We start from the raw sequence: 15,576 nt of genomic DNA on the forward strand, positions 1-15,576 counted from the left end.
AGGGGGCCCTCGGGCCGGTCGGGTCGGCTCAGTCCTCGACGACCATCGACCCGCCCGGCACCCGCGCCGCCAGTTCCTTCCAGAACCCGGCCCGGATGGCGTAGCGGTCGTGTTCGTCGATCTGGTCGTCCTTGTGCGCCAGCAGTCCGAAGCGGGCGGCGTAGCGCAGCAGCTCGCCGTCCACCCGGTGCGGGATGCGCGGGTAGTCGGGCCAGAGCACGGTGAGTCTCTCGTTGTCGCCGAGGCGTTCGCTCCAGCGGCGGGCGAAGACCTGCCCGACCTCGTGGGCGTCGCCGCCGATGGAGGTGATGTCCTCCTCGCGGTCGGCCCAGCGCTGCTCGGCGGTGGTGAGCTGGGCGAGGGTGGGCAGGCTGTCGCCGGCGGTGACGGCGGGCTCAGGGGCGGGCCGGTCGACCCAGCCCCGGTCGGAGGACCAGCGCAGCACCGGCCCGCCCTGCGCGGCCGCGTGCCCGTTGGCGGCGTGGCCGTTGGTGCCGCTCGCCACCGGGGTGACCGGGCTGACGGAGGGGGCGCGCCCGGCCAGGTCCTTCGGTGTCGGTACGACCCTGAGCGCGGCCGCGGCCGGCTGCGGCCGTCCGTCGGTGGCGGGGGCGGCGCTCTCCGGGGCCTCGGCCCCGGCTGCCGCCGCGGCGGCGGGACGGACCACCGGCGGCACCACGGTGGGCAGCGTGGCGGGCGGGGCGGCGAGGATCTTGGCGATCTCCTGCCGGGCGCCCGGGGCCGGGAACAGGCTGGAGTGCTCGCGCAGCGAGAAGGACCCCTCGATCCACTCCCGGTCCAGCACCCGCCGCTCGTCCGCCTCGCCGACCAGGTCCTCGGACTGGTTGAAGTCGCCGTCGGCGGCCTGCAGGGCCCACAGGTGGACGGCCACCCCGTGTTCCTTGGCGGTCATCATGCCGGGCAGCAGGTCCCCGTCACCGGTGATCAGCACGACGTCGGCGCAGGCCCGGTTGCGGGCGAGCTCGGAGAGTTCGGCGTGCATCGCGGCGTCCACGCCCTTCTGCACCCAGCGCCCCTCGGCCCGGGTGAGCGCGCCCAGCCGTACGGTGACCCGGGGCAGCACCCGCAGCCGCCGGTGCTCGGGCATCGGGCGCCGGTCGGGCGCGGCGTCGAACCAGTAGATCCGCAGCAGCGGCAGCCCGGTCTCGGCCTCGGCACGCTCGCGCAGTGCGGTGATCAGGGCCGTGTGGTTCACGGTGACCTTGGAACGGGACGGATCCCCGGCGAGCAGGCTGGCGGCGGCGCCCAGCAGATATCCGGCGTCCACCAGGACGACACAGCGGTCCATCGCGCACCTCTTTTCGCTCGCCCTCGGAATCAGTCGGGTGGGTCGATTCGGGAACGGGCCGGCCGGCCCGTCGTCCGGACGTGCCGAGGTGAGGGGCCCCCGTCGCCGCCCGATCGTTGGGTCACCTTTTACCCCCGGTTCGCCCGCCGAACCTCGCCGCTTGTCCCGGTACCGCGACAGCCGCCCAGGCCGGGAGCGAACAGCAGCGAGGGCGGGCCCCGTACAACGACGGGGCCCGCCCTGGGTCACGCGGCGGTGTTCCGGACGGTGGACACCGGTGGTCCGGCCGGTGCGGCTCGGCCGGGGGCGCTCAGCCCCTGAGCTCGGCGGCGACCAGCTCGGCCAGCTGAACGGCGTTCAGCGCGGCACCCTTGCGCAGGTTGTCGTTCGAGACGAACAGCGACAGGCCGTTGTCCACCGTCTCGTCCGCCCGGACGCGGCCGACGTAGCTCGGGTCCCGGCCGGCGGCCTGGAGCGGGGTGGGGATGTCGGACAGCTCGACGCCGGGGGCGGCGCCGAGCAGCTCGACGGCGCGCTCGGGGCTGATCGGGCGCTCGAAGCGGGCGTTGATCTGCAGCGAGTGGCCGGAGAAGACCGGCACGCGCACGCAGGTGCCGGAGACCTTCAGCTCGGGGATGCCGAGGATCTTGCGGCTCTCGTGGCGGAGCTTCTGCTCCTCGTCGGTCTCGTTGGAGCCGTCGTCCACGAGGGAGCCGGCCAGCGGCACCACGTTGAAGGCGATCGGCCGCGCGTAGACCCTGGGCTCGGGGAACTCGACGGCACCGCCGTCGTGGGCGAGCGCGGCGGCGCCCTCCACGACCTTGGCGGCCTGGTCCTGCAGCTCGGCGACGCCGGCCACACCGCTGCCGGAGACGGCCTGGTAGGTGGAGACGACGAGCGCGGCCAGGCCGGCCTCCTCGTGCAGCGGGCGCAGCACGGGCATGGCGGCCATGGTGGTGCAGTTCGGGTTGGCGATGATGCCCTTGGGGCGGTCCGCGATGGCCTCCGGGTTGACCTCGGAGACGACCAGGGGGACCTCGGGGTCGCGGCGCCAGGCGGAGGAGTTGTCGATCACGACGGCACCGGCCGCGGCGACCTTGGGGGCCAGGGCCTTGGAGGTCGAGCCGCCGGCCGAGAAGATCACGATGTCGAGGCCGGTGTAGTCGGCCGTGGCCGCGTCCTCGACGGTGACCTCCGTGCCCTGCCAGGGCAGCGTGCGGCCGGCCGAGCGGGCCGAGGCGAACAGCCGCAGCCGCTCCACCGGAAAGTTGCGCTCCGCCAGGATCTCGCGGACCACGCCGCCGACCTGGCCGGTGGCACCGACAATGCCGATCTTCATCTCCGACTACTCCTCTGAATGGTGCTGTTCACAGCCGCACTCCGTCCATCATGCCTTGTCACCCGGGTGGGACGGCCTCGCGTTCCACGGTGTGAGAGGCCGCCCGGACGGCCCTAGGGCCTGTCGTCAAACTCCCGTCGTCCGCCCGGAGGGCGGGCGGGGCGGCGTTGGGGTGCGTGCATCGCAAGGCGGAGGAGGGAGCCACTGCGGAGCATTGGCGACCGACGACAACGCGGCGAGGTGCGTGCCCCGGCGTCGCCCCGCAGACGCGAGTTTGACGATAGGCCCTAGTGGTCCAGACCACTGGCGAGGGCCAGCGCGGCGCGGACCTCCGCCTCCCCGGCCGGCAGCAGCGGCAGCCGCACGTCGGGGGTCGGGATGCGGCCCTGGGCGTGCAGCACGCCCTTGGTCACCGTCGGGTTCGGCGCGGTGAAGGCGGACAGCGCCAGCCCGGTCAGCCGGTGCCCGAGCGCCCGCGCCCGCGCCACGTCCCCGGCCTGCCAGGCCTCGACCAGCTCGACGAACCGGCCGGTCGCCAGGTGGGCGGAGGCGAGGATGCCGCCGGCCGCGCCGAGCGCCAGCATCGGCGAGAGGTACGCGTCCTCGCCGGTGAGGAACGCGAACCCGGCGGGGGCGTCGGCGAGCAGCTCGGCGGCCGTCTGGTCCAGCCCGCCGGTCGCGTACTTGACGCCCACCACGCCCTCGATCGCGGCGAGTTCGCGCAGCGCGGCGGTGGAGAGCTGCTGCCCGGTGCGGTACGGGATGTGGTAGACGACCAGCGGCAGCGGGCTGCTCGCGGCCAGCGCCCGGAAGTGCGCGACCGTCCCGGCCTCGCCGGCCCGGACGAAGGACGGCGTGGTGACCAGCGCCGCGGCCTGCGGCACCCGCGCGCCGAGCGCGGCCAGCGCCTCGCCGACGGCCCGGGTGTCGCCGCCGGAGGCGCCGACGGTCAGCTGCGCCCCGCGGGCGGCGCAGGCGGCCGCGGCGACGTCCACCACCGCGTCCCGCTCCCCGGCGGTCAGCGCGGCCGGCTCGCCGGTGGTGCCGAGGGCGACCAGCCCGGCCGCGCCGGCGTCCAGGAGCTCGTACGAGAGCTTCTCCAGCGCGTCGAGGGCGACGGAGCCGTCGGCGGCGAAGGGGGTGATCAGGGGGACGTGGATGCCCTTGAGTTCCATGTCCACGATCCTGCGGCGCGCCGATCGCCCGGGTCCAGTTCACATTTCCGACGCTACTCGTAAGCTGAGCCGATGCTCGGGCCGGTGTCCGGGCCGGTGCCCGACTAGGCTGGACCGATGCTGGACGTCCGACGCCTGCGCCTGCTGCGCGAACTCGCCCACCTCGGCACCATCGCGGCCGTCGCCGAGGCGCTCTCCTTCAGCCCCTCGGCCGTGTCCCAGCAGCTGTCCGTCCTGGAGAAGGAGGCGGGCGTCCCGCTGCTGGAGCGCACCGGGCGGCGGGTCACCCTCACCCCGACCGGGCGCAACCTGGTCCGGCACGCCGAGGCCGTGCTCGCCCTGCTGGAGCAGGCCGGCGCCGAACTCGCCCACGCCAAGCGGGGGTTGGCCGGTCCGCTGCGGATCGGCACCTACCCCTCGGCGGCCCGGGCGATCATCCCGGGGGTGCTCGCCGAACTGGCGAGCTGGCACCCGGGGCTGGAGCCGATGGTCACCGAGGTGGACCCTGCGGCCGTCGGCGCCGCGCTGCGGGCGGGCGAGCTGGACGTGGCGCTGGTGCACGAGTACGACCTCGTCCCGACCGACCCGGAGCCCGGTCTCGCGGTGACCCGCCCGGTCTTCACCGAGCCCATGTACCTGGCCGCCCGCGTCCCTGGCACCGTCGCCGAGCAGCGCGCCGCGCCGTGGATCATGGCCCCGCCCGACACGCTCTGCCACACCATGGCCGTCCGCGCCTGCGAGGCGGCGGGCTTCGCACCCCGGATCCGGCACCAGATCGACGACTTCACCACCGTGCTGGCCCTGGTGGCGGCCGGTCAGGGCGTCGCCCTGGTGCCCCACCTGGGCACGGCCGGACTCCCGCCCGGCGTCGTCCTCACCCGCCTGCCGATGTACCGCCGCACCCGCGCCGCCTTCCGCGCCGGCGCCGGCTCCCACCCCGCCGTCTCCGCCTTCGTCTCGGCCCTGCACACGGCCGTCCCGCCCGGCCTCGGCAGCGGCACCTGACACCCCGCCCCCTCCCGACGCCCCCCCGAAAAAACAGAGGTTCCCCGCGCCCGAAGGGGCGCGGGGAACCACGCGAAGCGGAAGGCCGCCACCCGCACTCAAGCACCGGCGGCCGCTCCCGACCGCCCGGCCTCACCGCCGAGGCGGCCCGGTCTCACCCCGCCAGACAGCTCGGCCCGAGCAGCTGCTTCAGGTCCCCGAACAGCGCCGGGTCCGACTTCACCCGGTGCCGGTCCAGCCGCAGCACCGTGGTCTTGTCGCGGCTCTCCAGCCGCACCCGCACCTCGGTGGTGCCGCGGTGGCTCCCGAGCACCTCGCCGAGCCGGGCCACCAGCGGCGGGGTGACCTTCCCGCTCGGGATGTTGATGACGATCGGCGCCTCGGCGTGGGCGTTCGACAGGTCGGGGACGGACAGCTCCATCCCCATCAGCCGCGGCACGTCCTCCCGCTTGTCCAGCTTGCCGCGCACGAACACCACGGCGTCCTCGACCAGTTGCGAGGACACCAGCTGGTAGCTCGCCGGGAAGAACATGCAGTCGATGGACCCCGCGAGGTCCTCCACCGTCGCGATCGCCCACGCGTTGCCCTGCTTGGTCATCTTCCGCTGGAGGCCCGAGATGATGCCGCCGATGGTGATGATCGTCCCGTCCGGCCGCTCCGCGAGGTCGGCCACCGCGCAGTCCGCCTTGTCGGCGAGCACGTGCTCGATGCCGTGCAGCGGGTGCGAGGAGACGTACAGGCCGAGCATCTCCCGCTCCTGGGCGAGCAGGAAGGACTTCTCCCACTCCTCCTCGGAGAAGACGACGTCCAGCCCGAAGCTCGGCTCGTCCGTGGTGGTGTCGCCGCCGAAGAGGTCGAACTGCCCCTCGGCCTCCTTGCGCTTCACGCCGACGACGTTGTCGATCATCGGCTCGAACTGCGCGCTCAGGCCCTTGCGGGTGTGCCCGAGCGAGTCGAACGCACCGGCCTTGATCAGCGATTCGACGGTCCGCTTGTTGCAGACCACCGATTCCACCTTGTCCAGGAAGTCGGGGAAGGACGCGAACTTCCCCTTCGCCTTGCGGGTCCGGATCATCGAGTCGACCACCGGCCCACCGACGTTGCGGATGGCGGTCAGGCCGAAGCGGACCAGGGTGTCACCGTGCGGGGTGAAGTCCGAGTCCGACTCGTTGACGTCCGGCGGCAGCACCTGGATGCCCATCTTGCGGCACTCGTTGAGGTAGACCGCGGACTTGTCCTTGTCGTCCTTGACGGAGGTGAGCAGGCCGGACATGTACTCGGCCGGGTAGTTGGCCTTGAGGTAGGCGGTCCAGTACGAGACCAGCCCGTAGCCGGCGGTGTGCGCTTTGTTGAACGCGTAGCCGGAGAACGGGACGAGGACGTCCCACACGGCCTGGATGGCCGCGTCGGAGTAGCCGCGCTCGCGGCAGCCCTTCTGGAAGGGGACGAACTCCGCCTCCAGGATCTCCTTCTTCTTCTTGCCCATCGCCCGGCGCAGCAGGTCGGCCTGGCCGAGCGAGTAGCCGGCCAGGATCTGGGCGGCCTTCTGCACCTGCTCCTGGTAGACGATCAGGCCGTACGTCGGCCGGAGCACCTCCTCCAGGGGCTTCTCCAGCTCCGGGTGGATCGGGGTGATCTCCTGCTGCCCGTTCTTGCGCAACGCGTAGTTCGTATGGGAGTTGACGCCCATCGGGCCCGGGCGGTACAGCGCCAGGACGGCGGAGATGTCCTCGAAGTTGTCGGGCTTCATCAGGCGCAGCAGCGAGCGCATCGGCCCGCCGTCGAGCTGGAAGACGCCGAGCGTGTCGCCACGGGCGAGGAGTTCGTAGGTCGGCTTGTCGTCCAGGGGCAGATCAAGCAGGTTGATCTTGATGCCCTTGTTCTTCTCGATCGCCTTGACGGCGTCGTCCATGATCGTCAGGTTGCGCAGGCCGAGGAAGTCCATCTTGAGGAGGCCGAGGCCCTCACAAGTGGGGTAGTCGAACTGCGTGATGGTGACGCCGTCGGTGTGCCGGGTCCAGACCGGGATGTGGTCGGTCAGCGGCTCGGCGGACATGATGACGCCGGCGGCGTGCACGCCGGGCTGGCGGATCAGGCCCTCGATGCCGCGCGCGGTGTCGATGACCTTCCGGACGTCCGGGTCGGTCTCGTACAGCCCGCGGATCTCCCCGGCCTCGCTGTAGCGCGGGTGCGAGGGGTCGGTGATGCCAGACAGCGGGATGCCCTTGCCCATGACGTCCGGCGGCATCGCCTTGGTGATCCGGTCCCCCATCGCGTACGGGTAGCCGAGGACGCGCGAGGAGTCCTTGATGGCGGCCTTCGCCTTGATGGTGCCGTACGTGACGATCATGGCGACCTTGTCGGATCCCCACTTCTCGGTCACGTAGCGGATCACGTCACCGCGCCGGCGCTCGTCGAAGTCGATGTCGACGTCGGGCATGGAGATGCGCTCGGGGTTGAGGAAGCGCTCGAAGATCAGGCCGTGCGGGATCGGGTCGAGGTCGGTGATGCCCATCGCGTACGCGACCAGCGAGCCGGCCGCCGAACCACGGCCGGGGCCCACCGCGATGCCCTGGCTCTTGGCCCACATGATGAAGTCGGCGACCACGAGGAAGTACGCCGGGAACCCCATCTGGATGATGGTGTCCATCTCGTACTCGGCGAGCTTCTTGTGCTCCTCGTCGTACCCGTTCGGGAAGCGCCAGTCCATGCCCTCCCAGACCTTGGACTTGAAGAAGTCCGCCTCGGACTCGAAGCCCTCCGGGATGGGGAAGCGGGGCATCAGGTTCTTGAACTTGAACATGCCCTCGGTGTCGACCCGGGAGGCGACGAGCAGCTGGCTGTTGCGGCAGCCCTCCTGCCAGGCGTCGGAGGAGTCGAGGGCGTACATCTCGGCCGCGGACTTGATGTAGTAGCCGGTGCCGTCGAAGCGGAAGCGGTCCGGGTCCGAGAGGTTCTTGCCGGTCTGGACGCAGAGCAGCAGGTCGTGCGCGCCGGCGTCGGCCTCGGTGGTGTAGTGCGAGTCGTTGGTGACGACCGGGGGGATGCCCAGCTTCCTGCTGATCTCCAGCAGCCCGTCGCGGACCCGCTTCTCGATGTCGAGGCCGTGGTCCATCAGCTCCAGGAAGTAGTTCTCCTTGCCGAAGATGTCCTGGTAGTCGGCGGCCGACTTGAGGGCCTCGTCGAACTGGCCGAGGCGCAGCCGGGTCTGCACCTCGCCGGAGGGGCAGCCGGTGGTGGCCATCAGGCCGCCGGAGAGCTCGGAGATCAGCTCCTTGTCCATCCGGGGCCACTTCACCAGCCAGCCCTCGGCGTAGGAGCGCGAGGTCAGCTTGAAGAGGTTGTGCAGGCCCTCCTTGTTGCGGGCCCAGATGGTCTTGTGGGTGTACGCGCCGGACGCGGAGACGTCGTCCCGCTTCTGGTGCGGCTGGCCCCACAGGATGCGCTTGGTGTTGGAGCGGGACTCCGGGGCGACGTACGCCTCGATGCCGATGACGGGGGTGATGCCGGCGTCGGTGGCCTGCCGGTGGAACTCGGCGGCGCCGTACATGTTGCCGTGGTCGGTCATCGCCACGTGGGTCTGGCCGAGGCGCTCGACCTCCTTGAACATCTGCTTCAGCCGGGCGGCACCGTCCAGCATCGAGTACTCGGTGTGGACGTGCAGATGCGCGAACGGCTGGTCGCTCAAGGCGGGGCCTCCGGAGGATCTGGTGCTGGTCTGGTGGGCCGGCGAACGTGCGGGTCACAGGGGATGCCCTGGAAATGGATGTGGCCCGGAGCGCCTCTCGGGGCCCGGACCACCACTCACACGTTCACGCGTCTACTCTAGCCCCCTCGAACAGCTGACGACCCAGCCCCGAGAGCCGCGCCGCGGCGGCCTCGCGGACCTCCGGCGCCTCCAGCGGGTCGTCCCGCAGACGGCCGATGCGGTCCCGCACGGCGGGCCGGTCGGGGGCGTGACGGACGGCGAGGAGCCGGGCCCGCGGTTCGCAGTCGTCCAGCGACTCGACGTACACCTCGGGCATGCCGGCGGCCCCCATCGCCGCCAGCGCCTCCAGGTAGGCGGGGCGCTCGGAGGAGTGCGGGGTCGAGAGCCAGAAGCGGCGCAGCAGGGAGACGGCGTCGGCGGCCTGCGGGCCGAAGCGGGCCAGGCCGCGGGCGAGCGCGGCGGGGCCGCACCAGGCCCGCGCCACCCAGCACCGCTCCAGCTCCGCGACCAGGGCCGGTATGTCGCGCTCGTCGCCATGGCCCACCGGCGGGCCCGGGTCGTCGCGGTCCGGGTGGGCGTCCTTCGCGGGGTGGTGCGGGGTCGGGCCGTCCTGCGCCGGGACGGGGTCCGGCAGTGCCGCCCGGGCCTGCTCCGAGCCGCCGAGCGCGAGCAGTTCCAGGACGCGGGTGGCCCGGTGCCGGGTGCCCTCGTCGCCGGTCAGGAGCTCCACCACCGGCGCGAGCGACAGCCCCAAGTCCCGGATCAGGCGGGCGAGGTAGCGGTCCCGGTCGTCGGCCGTCGGGTCCCACCGCCAGTCCCAGCGGACGCAGCCGTACACCAGCTCGGCGACCGACGGGCCGTCCTCGGCGGCGATCAGCGCGCCCTGGCCGCGGCCGCGCTGCAGGAGCCCGGGCAGGGTGGTCGTCGGCGCGTAGTGGTCGCTGTGCATGGGGTCCATCGTGCCGCAGCCCCCGGGGCGCGGGCGGCGGGGCCGGCGGTGGAGCGGCGGTCGGACGGCGGGCAAGGGGGCGTAGCTCGTTCAGGTGATGACACGCCGAGGCCCCCTCCCCGGCTTCCTCCGAACACGTACAACTGTCCTGCACCTCGCCCACACCGCGAAGGAATGACAGCCATGGCCCAGCTGGAGTCCGGCCTCTACACCATCCAGAACGGCGACGCCAAGATCGGCCGAGCCCGTCACGAGGCCCTGGACCTCGCCCCCAAAGCCGTCTTCGCCAACACCGACGACCAGGACGCGGTCTGGGTCGTCGAGGCTTTCCCCAACAACCACTACCGGCTCTACGCCAAGGGCGCCCCGACCGCCGTGGAGGACCTCAAGCCCGCCGGCCCACTGGTCTCCCTCCTCCTCGACCAGGGCGACGCCACCGAGTGGGAGCTGATCCCGGTGTCCGGCGCCCCGGACACCTACCGGATCAAGTCCCCGCACGGTTCGTCGTGGACCGTCCTCGAACCGGGCAGGCAGAGCCAGATCGAGGTCATCCCCGTCCTCGAAGGGTCCACCGCCTTCACCTTCGAGAAGATCGACCTGTAACCCCCACCCCCGAGCCGCGGCCCCTCGCCCAGCCCCCCCGCGCGGGGCCGCACCCTCCCGGTCGCCGCCACCGCCGCCGGAGGGCGAGCGGCCCCGGCGGCCCGCCCGACCGGCACGAGTGGCGAACCGCCGTGAGCGAGGAGATGGTGGCCGGGAGAGACCCCTCGCCAGAAAGGGCGATCATGCCCGAGGTCACCTCCCCCTACGCGACCGGCACCCCGTGCTGGGTCGATCTGATGGCCAAGGACCAGCAGGCCGCGCTGGACTTCTACCGCGACCTCTTCGGCTGGCAGGGCCAGGCCGGCAGGAAGGAGTTCGGCGGCTACGCCGTCTGCGAGCTCGACGGCAAGGCCGTGGCCGGCATCGGCGCGGCGATGTCCCCCGACGGGGCCCCGGAGCCGCCGACCGTCTGGACCGGCTACCTGGCCACCACCGACGCCCAGGCCACCCAGGACGCGATCGTCTCCGCCGGCGGCACCCTGCTCGCGCCGGCGATGGACGTCGGCACCCTGGGCCGGATGCTGATCGCCGCCGACCCGCAGGGCGCGGTGTTCGGCGCGTGGCAGCCGGGTGAGTTCTCCGGCGCCAAGGTCGTCAACCAGGCCGGTGCGCTGACCTGGAACGAGCTGCACACCAGTGACATCCCGGCCGCCACCGCCTTCTACGGCGAGGCTTTCGGCATCGAGATCGAGCCGATGGAGGGCGCGGACTCGTACTGGGAGCTACGCGTCGGCGGCCGCCCGGTGGGCGGTGCCACCCTGCTCGCCAACGACCCGCCCGGCACGCCGGCCCACTGGCTGACGTACTTCTCGGTCGACGACGTCGACTCCACCGTGGACGCCCTGATCAGGAGCGGCGGCACCGTCTTCGTTCCGCCCTTCGACATGGTGGCCGGCCGGATGACCGTGGTCGCCGACCCCCAGGGCGCCCCCTTCGCGATGATCACGCCCCAGCCGCTCTGACCCCGGCACCCGCCCGCCCGGACCCCGGTCCTGGCGGGCGCTCCGCCTTCGGGCCGCGGCCTGCGCACTGGGCGCCGTCCGTCTCGGCGCCGGCTCTCGGTCACGGCGCGGGGTTCCGTCACGGCGCCGGCTCTCGGCCTAGACGTCAGCCGTCCAGCTCCGCCAGGAAGTCCAGCGACGCCGCCCAGGCGCGCTCGGCCGCCTCCTCGTCCCAGTCCGGCAGCTCCGGGTCGGTGAACAGGTGCCCGGCGCCCCGGTAGCGGTGCACCTCCACCTCGGCCCCGGCCCGCCGCATCCGCAGGTACCAGGCGTTCAGCCAGTCCTCCGGCTCGAACGGGTCCGGCTCCGCGATGTGCAGCTGCACCGGGATCTCGGTGGCCGCGTCCTCCCGCAGGTCCGAGGTGCCGTGCAGCAGCAGCAGTCCGCGCGCCTTCTCGTCGGCCAGCGCCAGGTTCTGCGCCACCGCGCCGCCGAGCGAGAAGCCGGCGTACACCAACCCGCCCTCGGACACCGGCGCGGCCGCCGTCACCGCCCGCCGCAGCAGCTCGTCGCGGCCGCCGAGCTCCTCCTGGAACTCCTGTGCCTCCTCGACGGAATCGAAGGTCCGCCCGTCGAACAGGTCCGGCGTGTGCACGGTGTGTCCGGCGGCGCGCAGCCGCGCGGCGGCGGCGTGCACGGCCGGGCGCAGCCCGTAGGCGGAGTGGAAGAGGATGATCTGGGCCACGGTCGGGGTCCTTCGCCAGGGAGGTCAGCTACCCACCCATGATCGCGCATCCCCGGCCGGGCCCCGCGAACGCACGTCCGGCCGGGGCCCGGCGGTCGTTCAGGACACCACGTCCTTGCGCGCGAAACCGCGGAAGGCCAGCGCCAGCAGCACCACCGCGTACGAGAGCGACAGCGAGACGCCCTGCACCATGCCGCCCCACTCCAGCTGCGGCTGCAGGGCGTCCGCCCAGGAGTACTGCCAGTGCGCCGGCAGCCACTCCCGCAGGTCGCCCAGCGCGGTGACGGCGTCCAGCACCCCGGTGATGATCGAGGCGAACACGGCGCCGCCGACCGCGCCCAGCGGCGCGTCCGTCGCGGTGGAGAGCCAGAACGCGAGCGCGGCGATCACGATCTCACTCAGGAACACGAAGGCCACCGCGATGGCGATCCGGGGCAGCGCCTGTCCGGCCGGCAGGCTGACCCCGGCGGGCAGTTTGAGGTCTCCCCAGCCGTACGCCGCCGTGCCGACGACCAGTCCGATCGCGGGCAGCATCGCCACCGCCACCGCCGAGAACGCCAGCCCGACCGCGAACTTGCGGGCCAGCAGCCGGGCCCGGGGCACCGGCGCGGCCAGCAGGTAGCGCAGCGAGGACCAGCTGGCCTCGGAGGCGACGGTGTCCCCGCAGAACAGCGCGACCGGGATCACCAGCATGAAGCCGGTGCCGACGAACAGCATGGTGACCGCGAAGTTGGCCCCCGAGGCGGTGGCCAGCTCGATGAAGGTGGTGCGGCCCGGACGGCCGGGGGTGCCGCCGATCCGGAACGCGGCCAGGATGACGAACGGCATGGCGGCCAGCACCCCGCCGATCACCATGGTGCGGCGCCGGCGCAGCTGCCGCATCGCCTCCACCCGCAGCGGCAGCGTCCGGCTCGCCCGGTACCCCTCGGCGTGGTCCGTCGACGACCCGGCGCGGTTCATCGACCCGGCACGGTCCTTCGACTCGGCGCGGTCCTCGGGAACGACGCTCACGCTCCACCTCCGATCAACGACAGGAACGCGTCCTCCAGCCGCCGCTGCGGCCCGGCGCTCTCCACCGGCACCTCCAGCCGCACCAGTTCGGCCAGCAGCGCACTGGCCGCCAGTCCGTCCAGGCGCACCAGCAGTCCGCCCTCGACGGCCTCCACCGAACCGACCCCGGCCAGCGCGCCCACCTTCTCGACCACCGGCACCGGGTCGTACGGCCCGGCGATGCCGATCATCAGCAGCTCGCCGGCGCCCACGATGTCCGCGACCGGGCCTGCCGTGACCAGCTGCCCGCGGTCCATCACCACCAGGTCCGTACAGCTCTGCTCGACCTCGGACAGCAGGTGGCTGGAGACGATCACGGTCCGCCCGCCGGCCGCGTACCGGATCATCACCTCGCGCATCTCGCGGATCTGCGGCGGGTCCAGCCCGTTCGTCGGCTCGTCCAGGATCAGCAGGTCCGGCATCCCGAGCATCGCCTGGGCGATCGCCAGCCGCTGCCGCATGCCCTGGGAGTACGTGCGCACCGCGCGGTCCAGCGCCTCGCCGAGCCCGGCGATGGCCAGCGCCTCGTCGAAGCGCGCGTCGGCCTCCGGCCGTCCGGTCGCCTGCCAGTACAGCCGCAGGTTGGCCCGCCCGGTGAGGTGCGGCAGGAAGCCCGCACCCTCCACGAACGCCCCGACCCGCGACAGCACCGGCGCGCCGGGCCGCACCAGGTGCCCGAAGATCCGGATCCCCCCGGCGTCCGGCCGGATCAGCCCCATCAGCATCCGCAGCGTGGTGGTCTTGCCCGCACCGTTCGGCCCGAGCAGCCCGAGCACCTGCCCCTGCTCCACCCGGAAGCTCAACTCCCGTACGGCGTAGCGGTCCTGGGCGCCCTTGTAGCGCTTGCTCAGCCCGTTGATCCACAACGGCACCGCGGCCAGCTCCGGGTCGAAGGCGGGGCCGGCGGCGGTCCGGCGGCGCCGCAGCCGCGGCGCCGCCAGCAGGGCCGCGGCCGCCAGCACGGCGATCACCGGCAGCACCCAGGTGCGCGAGGGCAGCGGCGCCGCCTCGGTGACGAGCTCCTCGACGGTCGGCACGGTGAGCGCCCCGGCCGGCGCCACCCGGTAGGTGGCCGGCTCGACCGGTGAGGCGTACGCGAGGTCGGTGCTCGCCAGCACCAGCCGCACCCGGTGCCCGGCCGGGAAGGTGTGGTCCACGGTCGGCAGCGCCACCGTGACGGTCTGCCCGGCGTCGGCGCCGGTGACCCGCAGCGGGGCGGCGAGCTGCTGCGGCAGCACCGCCTTGCCGTCCGGCCCGACGTCGTACAGCTTCGCGAACAGCACGGCGTCCGGCCGGTCCGCCGTCACCCGTACCGGGACGGTCGGCTGCCCGGTCAGGTGCAGCGGCGAGTCCAGCGGCGCCGAGTCGAAGGCGGCGTTCTGCCCGGGGAAGTCCAGTGAGAGCCCGGCGCCCAGCGAGGCCGCCTGGCTGAGCGCGCCGACGCCCGGCAGCGTCGAGATCCCGGGCGGCGCGCCGCCGGGCGGGTTGGCGAGGGTCCGCTCGCCGCCCGTCAGCTCGACGGTCCGCGAGCCGGTGCCGCCGAGCCCCGGGTACCGGTCGGCGGTGGCCCCGCGCAGCACGGCCTGGAAGCCGGTCGAGTCGACCCCGCCGGTGCGGGTGACCCGGAACGCGGCGCCGGTGTCGTTGCCGCGCCCCCGCAGGTAGTGATCGAACCAGGCCGTCACCCGGTCGTCGACCCGGGCGCTGGTGTCCGTCCCCCCGTCGTGGCCGCCGGCGAACCAGTCCACCGCCACCGGTGCGCCGTTGGCGGCCACCGCCCGGGCGATGCGGTCCCCCTGGTCCAGCGGGAACAGCGAGTCCTGCTGCCCCTGCACCACCAGCGTGGGCGCCTTGAGCTGCGCCGCCACCGAGGACGGGCTGGAGCGCTCCAGCAGCGCGACGGCCTCCGGATCGGCGTGCCCGGCGGTGGCGACCCGGTCGTACATCCGGCAGAGCGACTCCAGGAACCGCCCGCAGCCGACCGGCCCGTCCGTCCTCGGCTCCGCGCCGCCGCTCTCCCGCGGCGCCTCGCCGGAGGGACCGAGGTCCCCGGCCGCGCCGGTGGTGAAGAAGATCCCGGCCCACAGCTTCTTGAACACGCCGTCCGCCGCGCCCGAGCCCTGCACGCCCTGCGGGAACAGCGCGTCGGCCAGGTTCCACCAGGTGATCTGGGTGGCCACCGCGTCGATCCGGTGGTCGTAAGCGGAGGCCAGCAGCGACACCGCCCCGCCGTACGAGGCGCCGGTGATGCCGACCTTCGGGTCGCCGGGCGCGTCCAGCAGCACCTCGGGCCGCTGGGCCAGCCAGTCCACCAGGTGCCTGACGTCCTCGACCTCGCGGTCCGGGGCGTTCAGCCCGATCCGGCCGCCCGAGTGCCCGAAGCCGCGCGCCGACCAGGTCAGCACCGCGTACCCCTGCCGGGCCAGCTGCTCGGCGCGCTCGCGCTGGCCCTCCTTGGAGCCGCCGAAGCCGTGCGCCAACAGCACCGCCGGGCGCGGACCGCCGCCCGCGGTGGTGAAGAACGAGGTGTCCAGCTGGACCTGCTCCGCGCCGCCGGGGGTCTCCGGCATACCGAGGAAACGGTCCTCCCGATGGACCGCCTGCTCACCGCCGGACGCCACCGTCGCGGTACCCGCCGCGGCCACCGCCACCAGGGCCACCGCCCCGGCCAGCAGCCTGCGTCTGACCGCTGTTCCCCGGGCGCGCCAGCGACGCCATGCCCCACCGAACTCCATGGGCGCTGATCGTATC

At 73.3% G+C, this 15,576-nt stretch carries 11 protein-coding genes; 3 read left to right on the plus strand and 8 right to left on the minus strand.

From position 1 onward, the window contains the following. Nucleotides 1-28 precede the first annotated feature (28 nt). The 3 genes from ACIQ87_RS12245 to ACIQ87_RS12255 form a co-directional block, all read right to left on the minus strand. Complete coding sequence (locus ACIQ87_RS12245; protein ID WP_402405266.1) at nt 29-1,309, minus strand: NYN domain-containing protein; 1,281 nt, start codon at nt 1,307-1,309, stop codon at nt 29-31. A gap of 310 nt (nt 1,310-1,619) precedes the next feature. After that, nucleotides 1,620-2,648 carry an aspartate-semialdehyde dehydrogenase gene (locus tag ACIQ87_RS12250; protein WP_402405268.1) on the minus strand — a complete coding sequence of 343 codons (1,029 nt, stop codon included), beginning with the start codon at nt 2,646-2,648 and terminating at the stop codon, nt 1,620-1,622. A gap of 287 nt (nt 2,649-2,935) precedes the next feature. After that, nucleotides 2,936-3,823, minus strand: a complete 888-nt coding sequence (locus ACIQ87_RS12255) for a dihydrodipicolinate synthase family protein (RefSeq protein ID WP_402405270.1) — start codon at nt 3,821-3,823, stop codon at nt 2,936-2,938. 117 nt (nt 3,824-3,940) lie between these two features. On the opposite strand from ACIQ87_RS12255, the gene ACIQ87_RS12260 reads away from it, so the two are divergent. Continuing rightward, nucleotides 3,941-4,828 carry a LysR family transcriptional regulator gene (locus ACIQ87_RS12260; protein ID WP_402405272.1) on the plus strand — a complete coding sequence of 296 codons (888 nt, stop codon included), beginning with the start codon at nt 3,941-3,943 and terminating at the stop codon, nt 4,826-4,828. Between the two features lie 154 nt (nt 4,829-4,982). Here ACIQ87_RS12260 and dnaE read toward each other — a convergent pair whose 3' ends face one another. Next, entirely contained in the window at nt 4,983-8,516 is a 3,534-nt protein-coding gene (gene dnaE / locus ACIQ87_RS12265) for a DNA polymerase III subunit alpha (protein WP_402405274.1), read from the minus strand. A gap of 124 nt (nt 8,517-8,640) precedes the next feature. Next, nucleotides 8,641-9,486 (minus strand): hypothetical protein, encoded by an 846-nt coding sequence (locus ACIQ87_RS12270; RefSeq protein ID WP_402405276.1) that lies wholly within the window; start codon nt 9,484-9,486, stop codon nt 8,641-8,643. Between the two features lie 183 nt (nt 9,487-9,669). Here ACIQ87_RS12270 and ACIQ87_RS12275 point away from each other — a divergent pair, with 183 nt between their 5' ends. Then, nucleotides 9,670-10,089 (plus strand): I66 family serine proteinase inhibitor, encoded by a 420-nt coding sequence (locus ACIQ87_RS12275; protein WP_402405278.1) that lies wholly within the window; start codon nt 9,670-9,672, stop codon nt 10,087-10,089. Nucleotides 10,090-10,271: 182 nt separating this feature from the next. Beyond that, nucleotides 10,272-11,051 carry a VOC family protein gene (locus tag ACIQ87_RS12280; RefSeq protein WP_402405280.1) on the plus strand — a complete coding sequence of 260 codons (780 nt, stop codon included), beginning with the start codon at nt 10,272-10,274 and terminating at the stop codon, nt 11,049-11,051. Nucleotides 11,052-11,196: 145 nt separating this feature from the next. On the opposite strand, the gene ACIQ87_RS12285 is transcribed toward ACIQ87_RS12280, so the two are convergent. The 3 genes from ACIQ87_RS12285 to ACIQ87_RS12295 all read right to left on the minus strand — a co-directional run bounded on the left by ACIQ87_RS12285 (nt 11,197) and on the right by ACIQ87_RS12295 (nt 15,560). After that, the gene (locus tag ACIQ87_RS12285; protein ID WP_402405281.1) at nt 11,197-11,775 is read right to left on the minus strand and encodes a dienelactone hydrolase family protein; all 579 of its coding nucleotides are present in this window, start codon (nt 11,773-11,775) and stop codon (nt 11,197-11,199) included. Nucleotides 11,776-11,874: 99 nt separating this feature from the next. After that, entirely contained in the window at nt 11,875-12,735 is an 861-nt protein-coding gene (locus ACIQ87_RS12290; RefSeq protein WP_402405475.1) for an ABC transporter permease, read from the minus strand. A 47-nt stretch (nt 12,736-12,782) separates the two neighbouring features. After that, nucleotides 12,783-15,560: an alpha/beta fold hydrolase gene (locus tag ACIQ87_RS12295; RefSeq protein ID WP_402405283.1), complete on the minus strand. Its 2,778-nt coding sequence runs from the start codon at nt 15,558-15,560 to the stop codon at nt 12,783-12,785. Nucleotides 15,561-15,576: the final 16 nt, after the last annotated feature.

It is taken from the genome of Kitasatospora sp. NPDC096204, from assembly GCF_044763205.1.
GTDB lineage: Bacteria > Actinomycetota > Actinomycetes > Streptomycetales > Streptomycetaceae > Kitasatospora.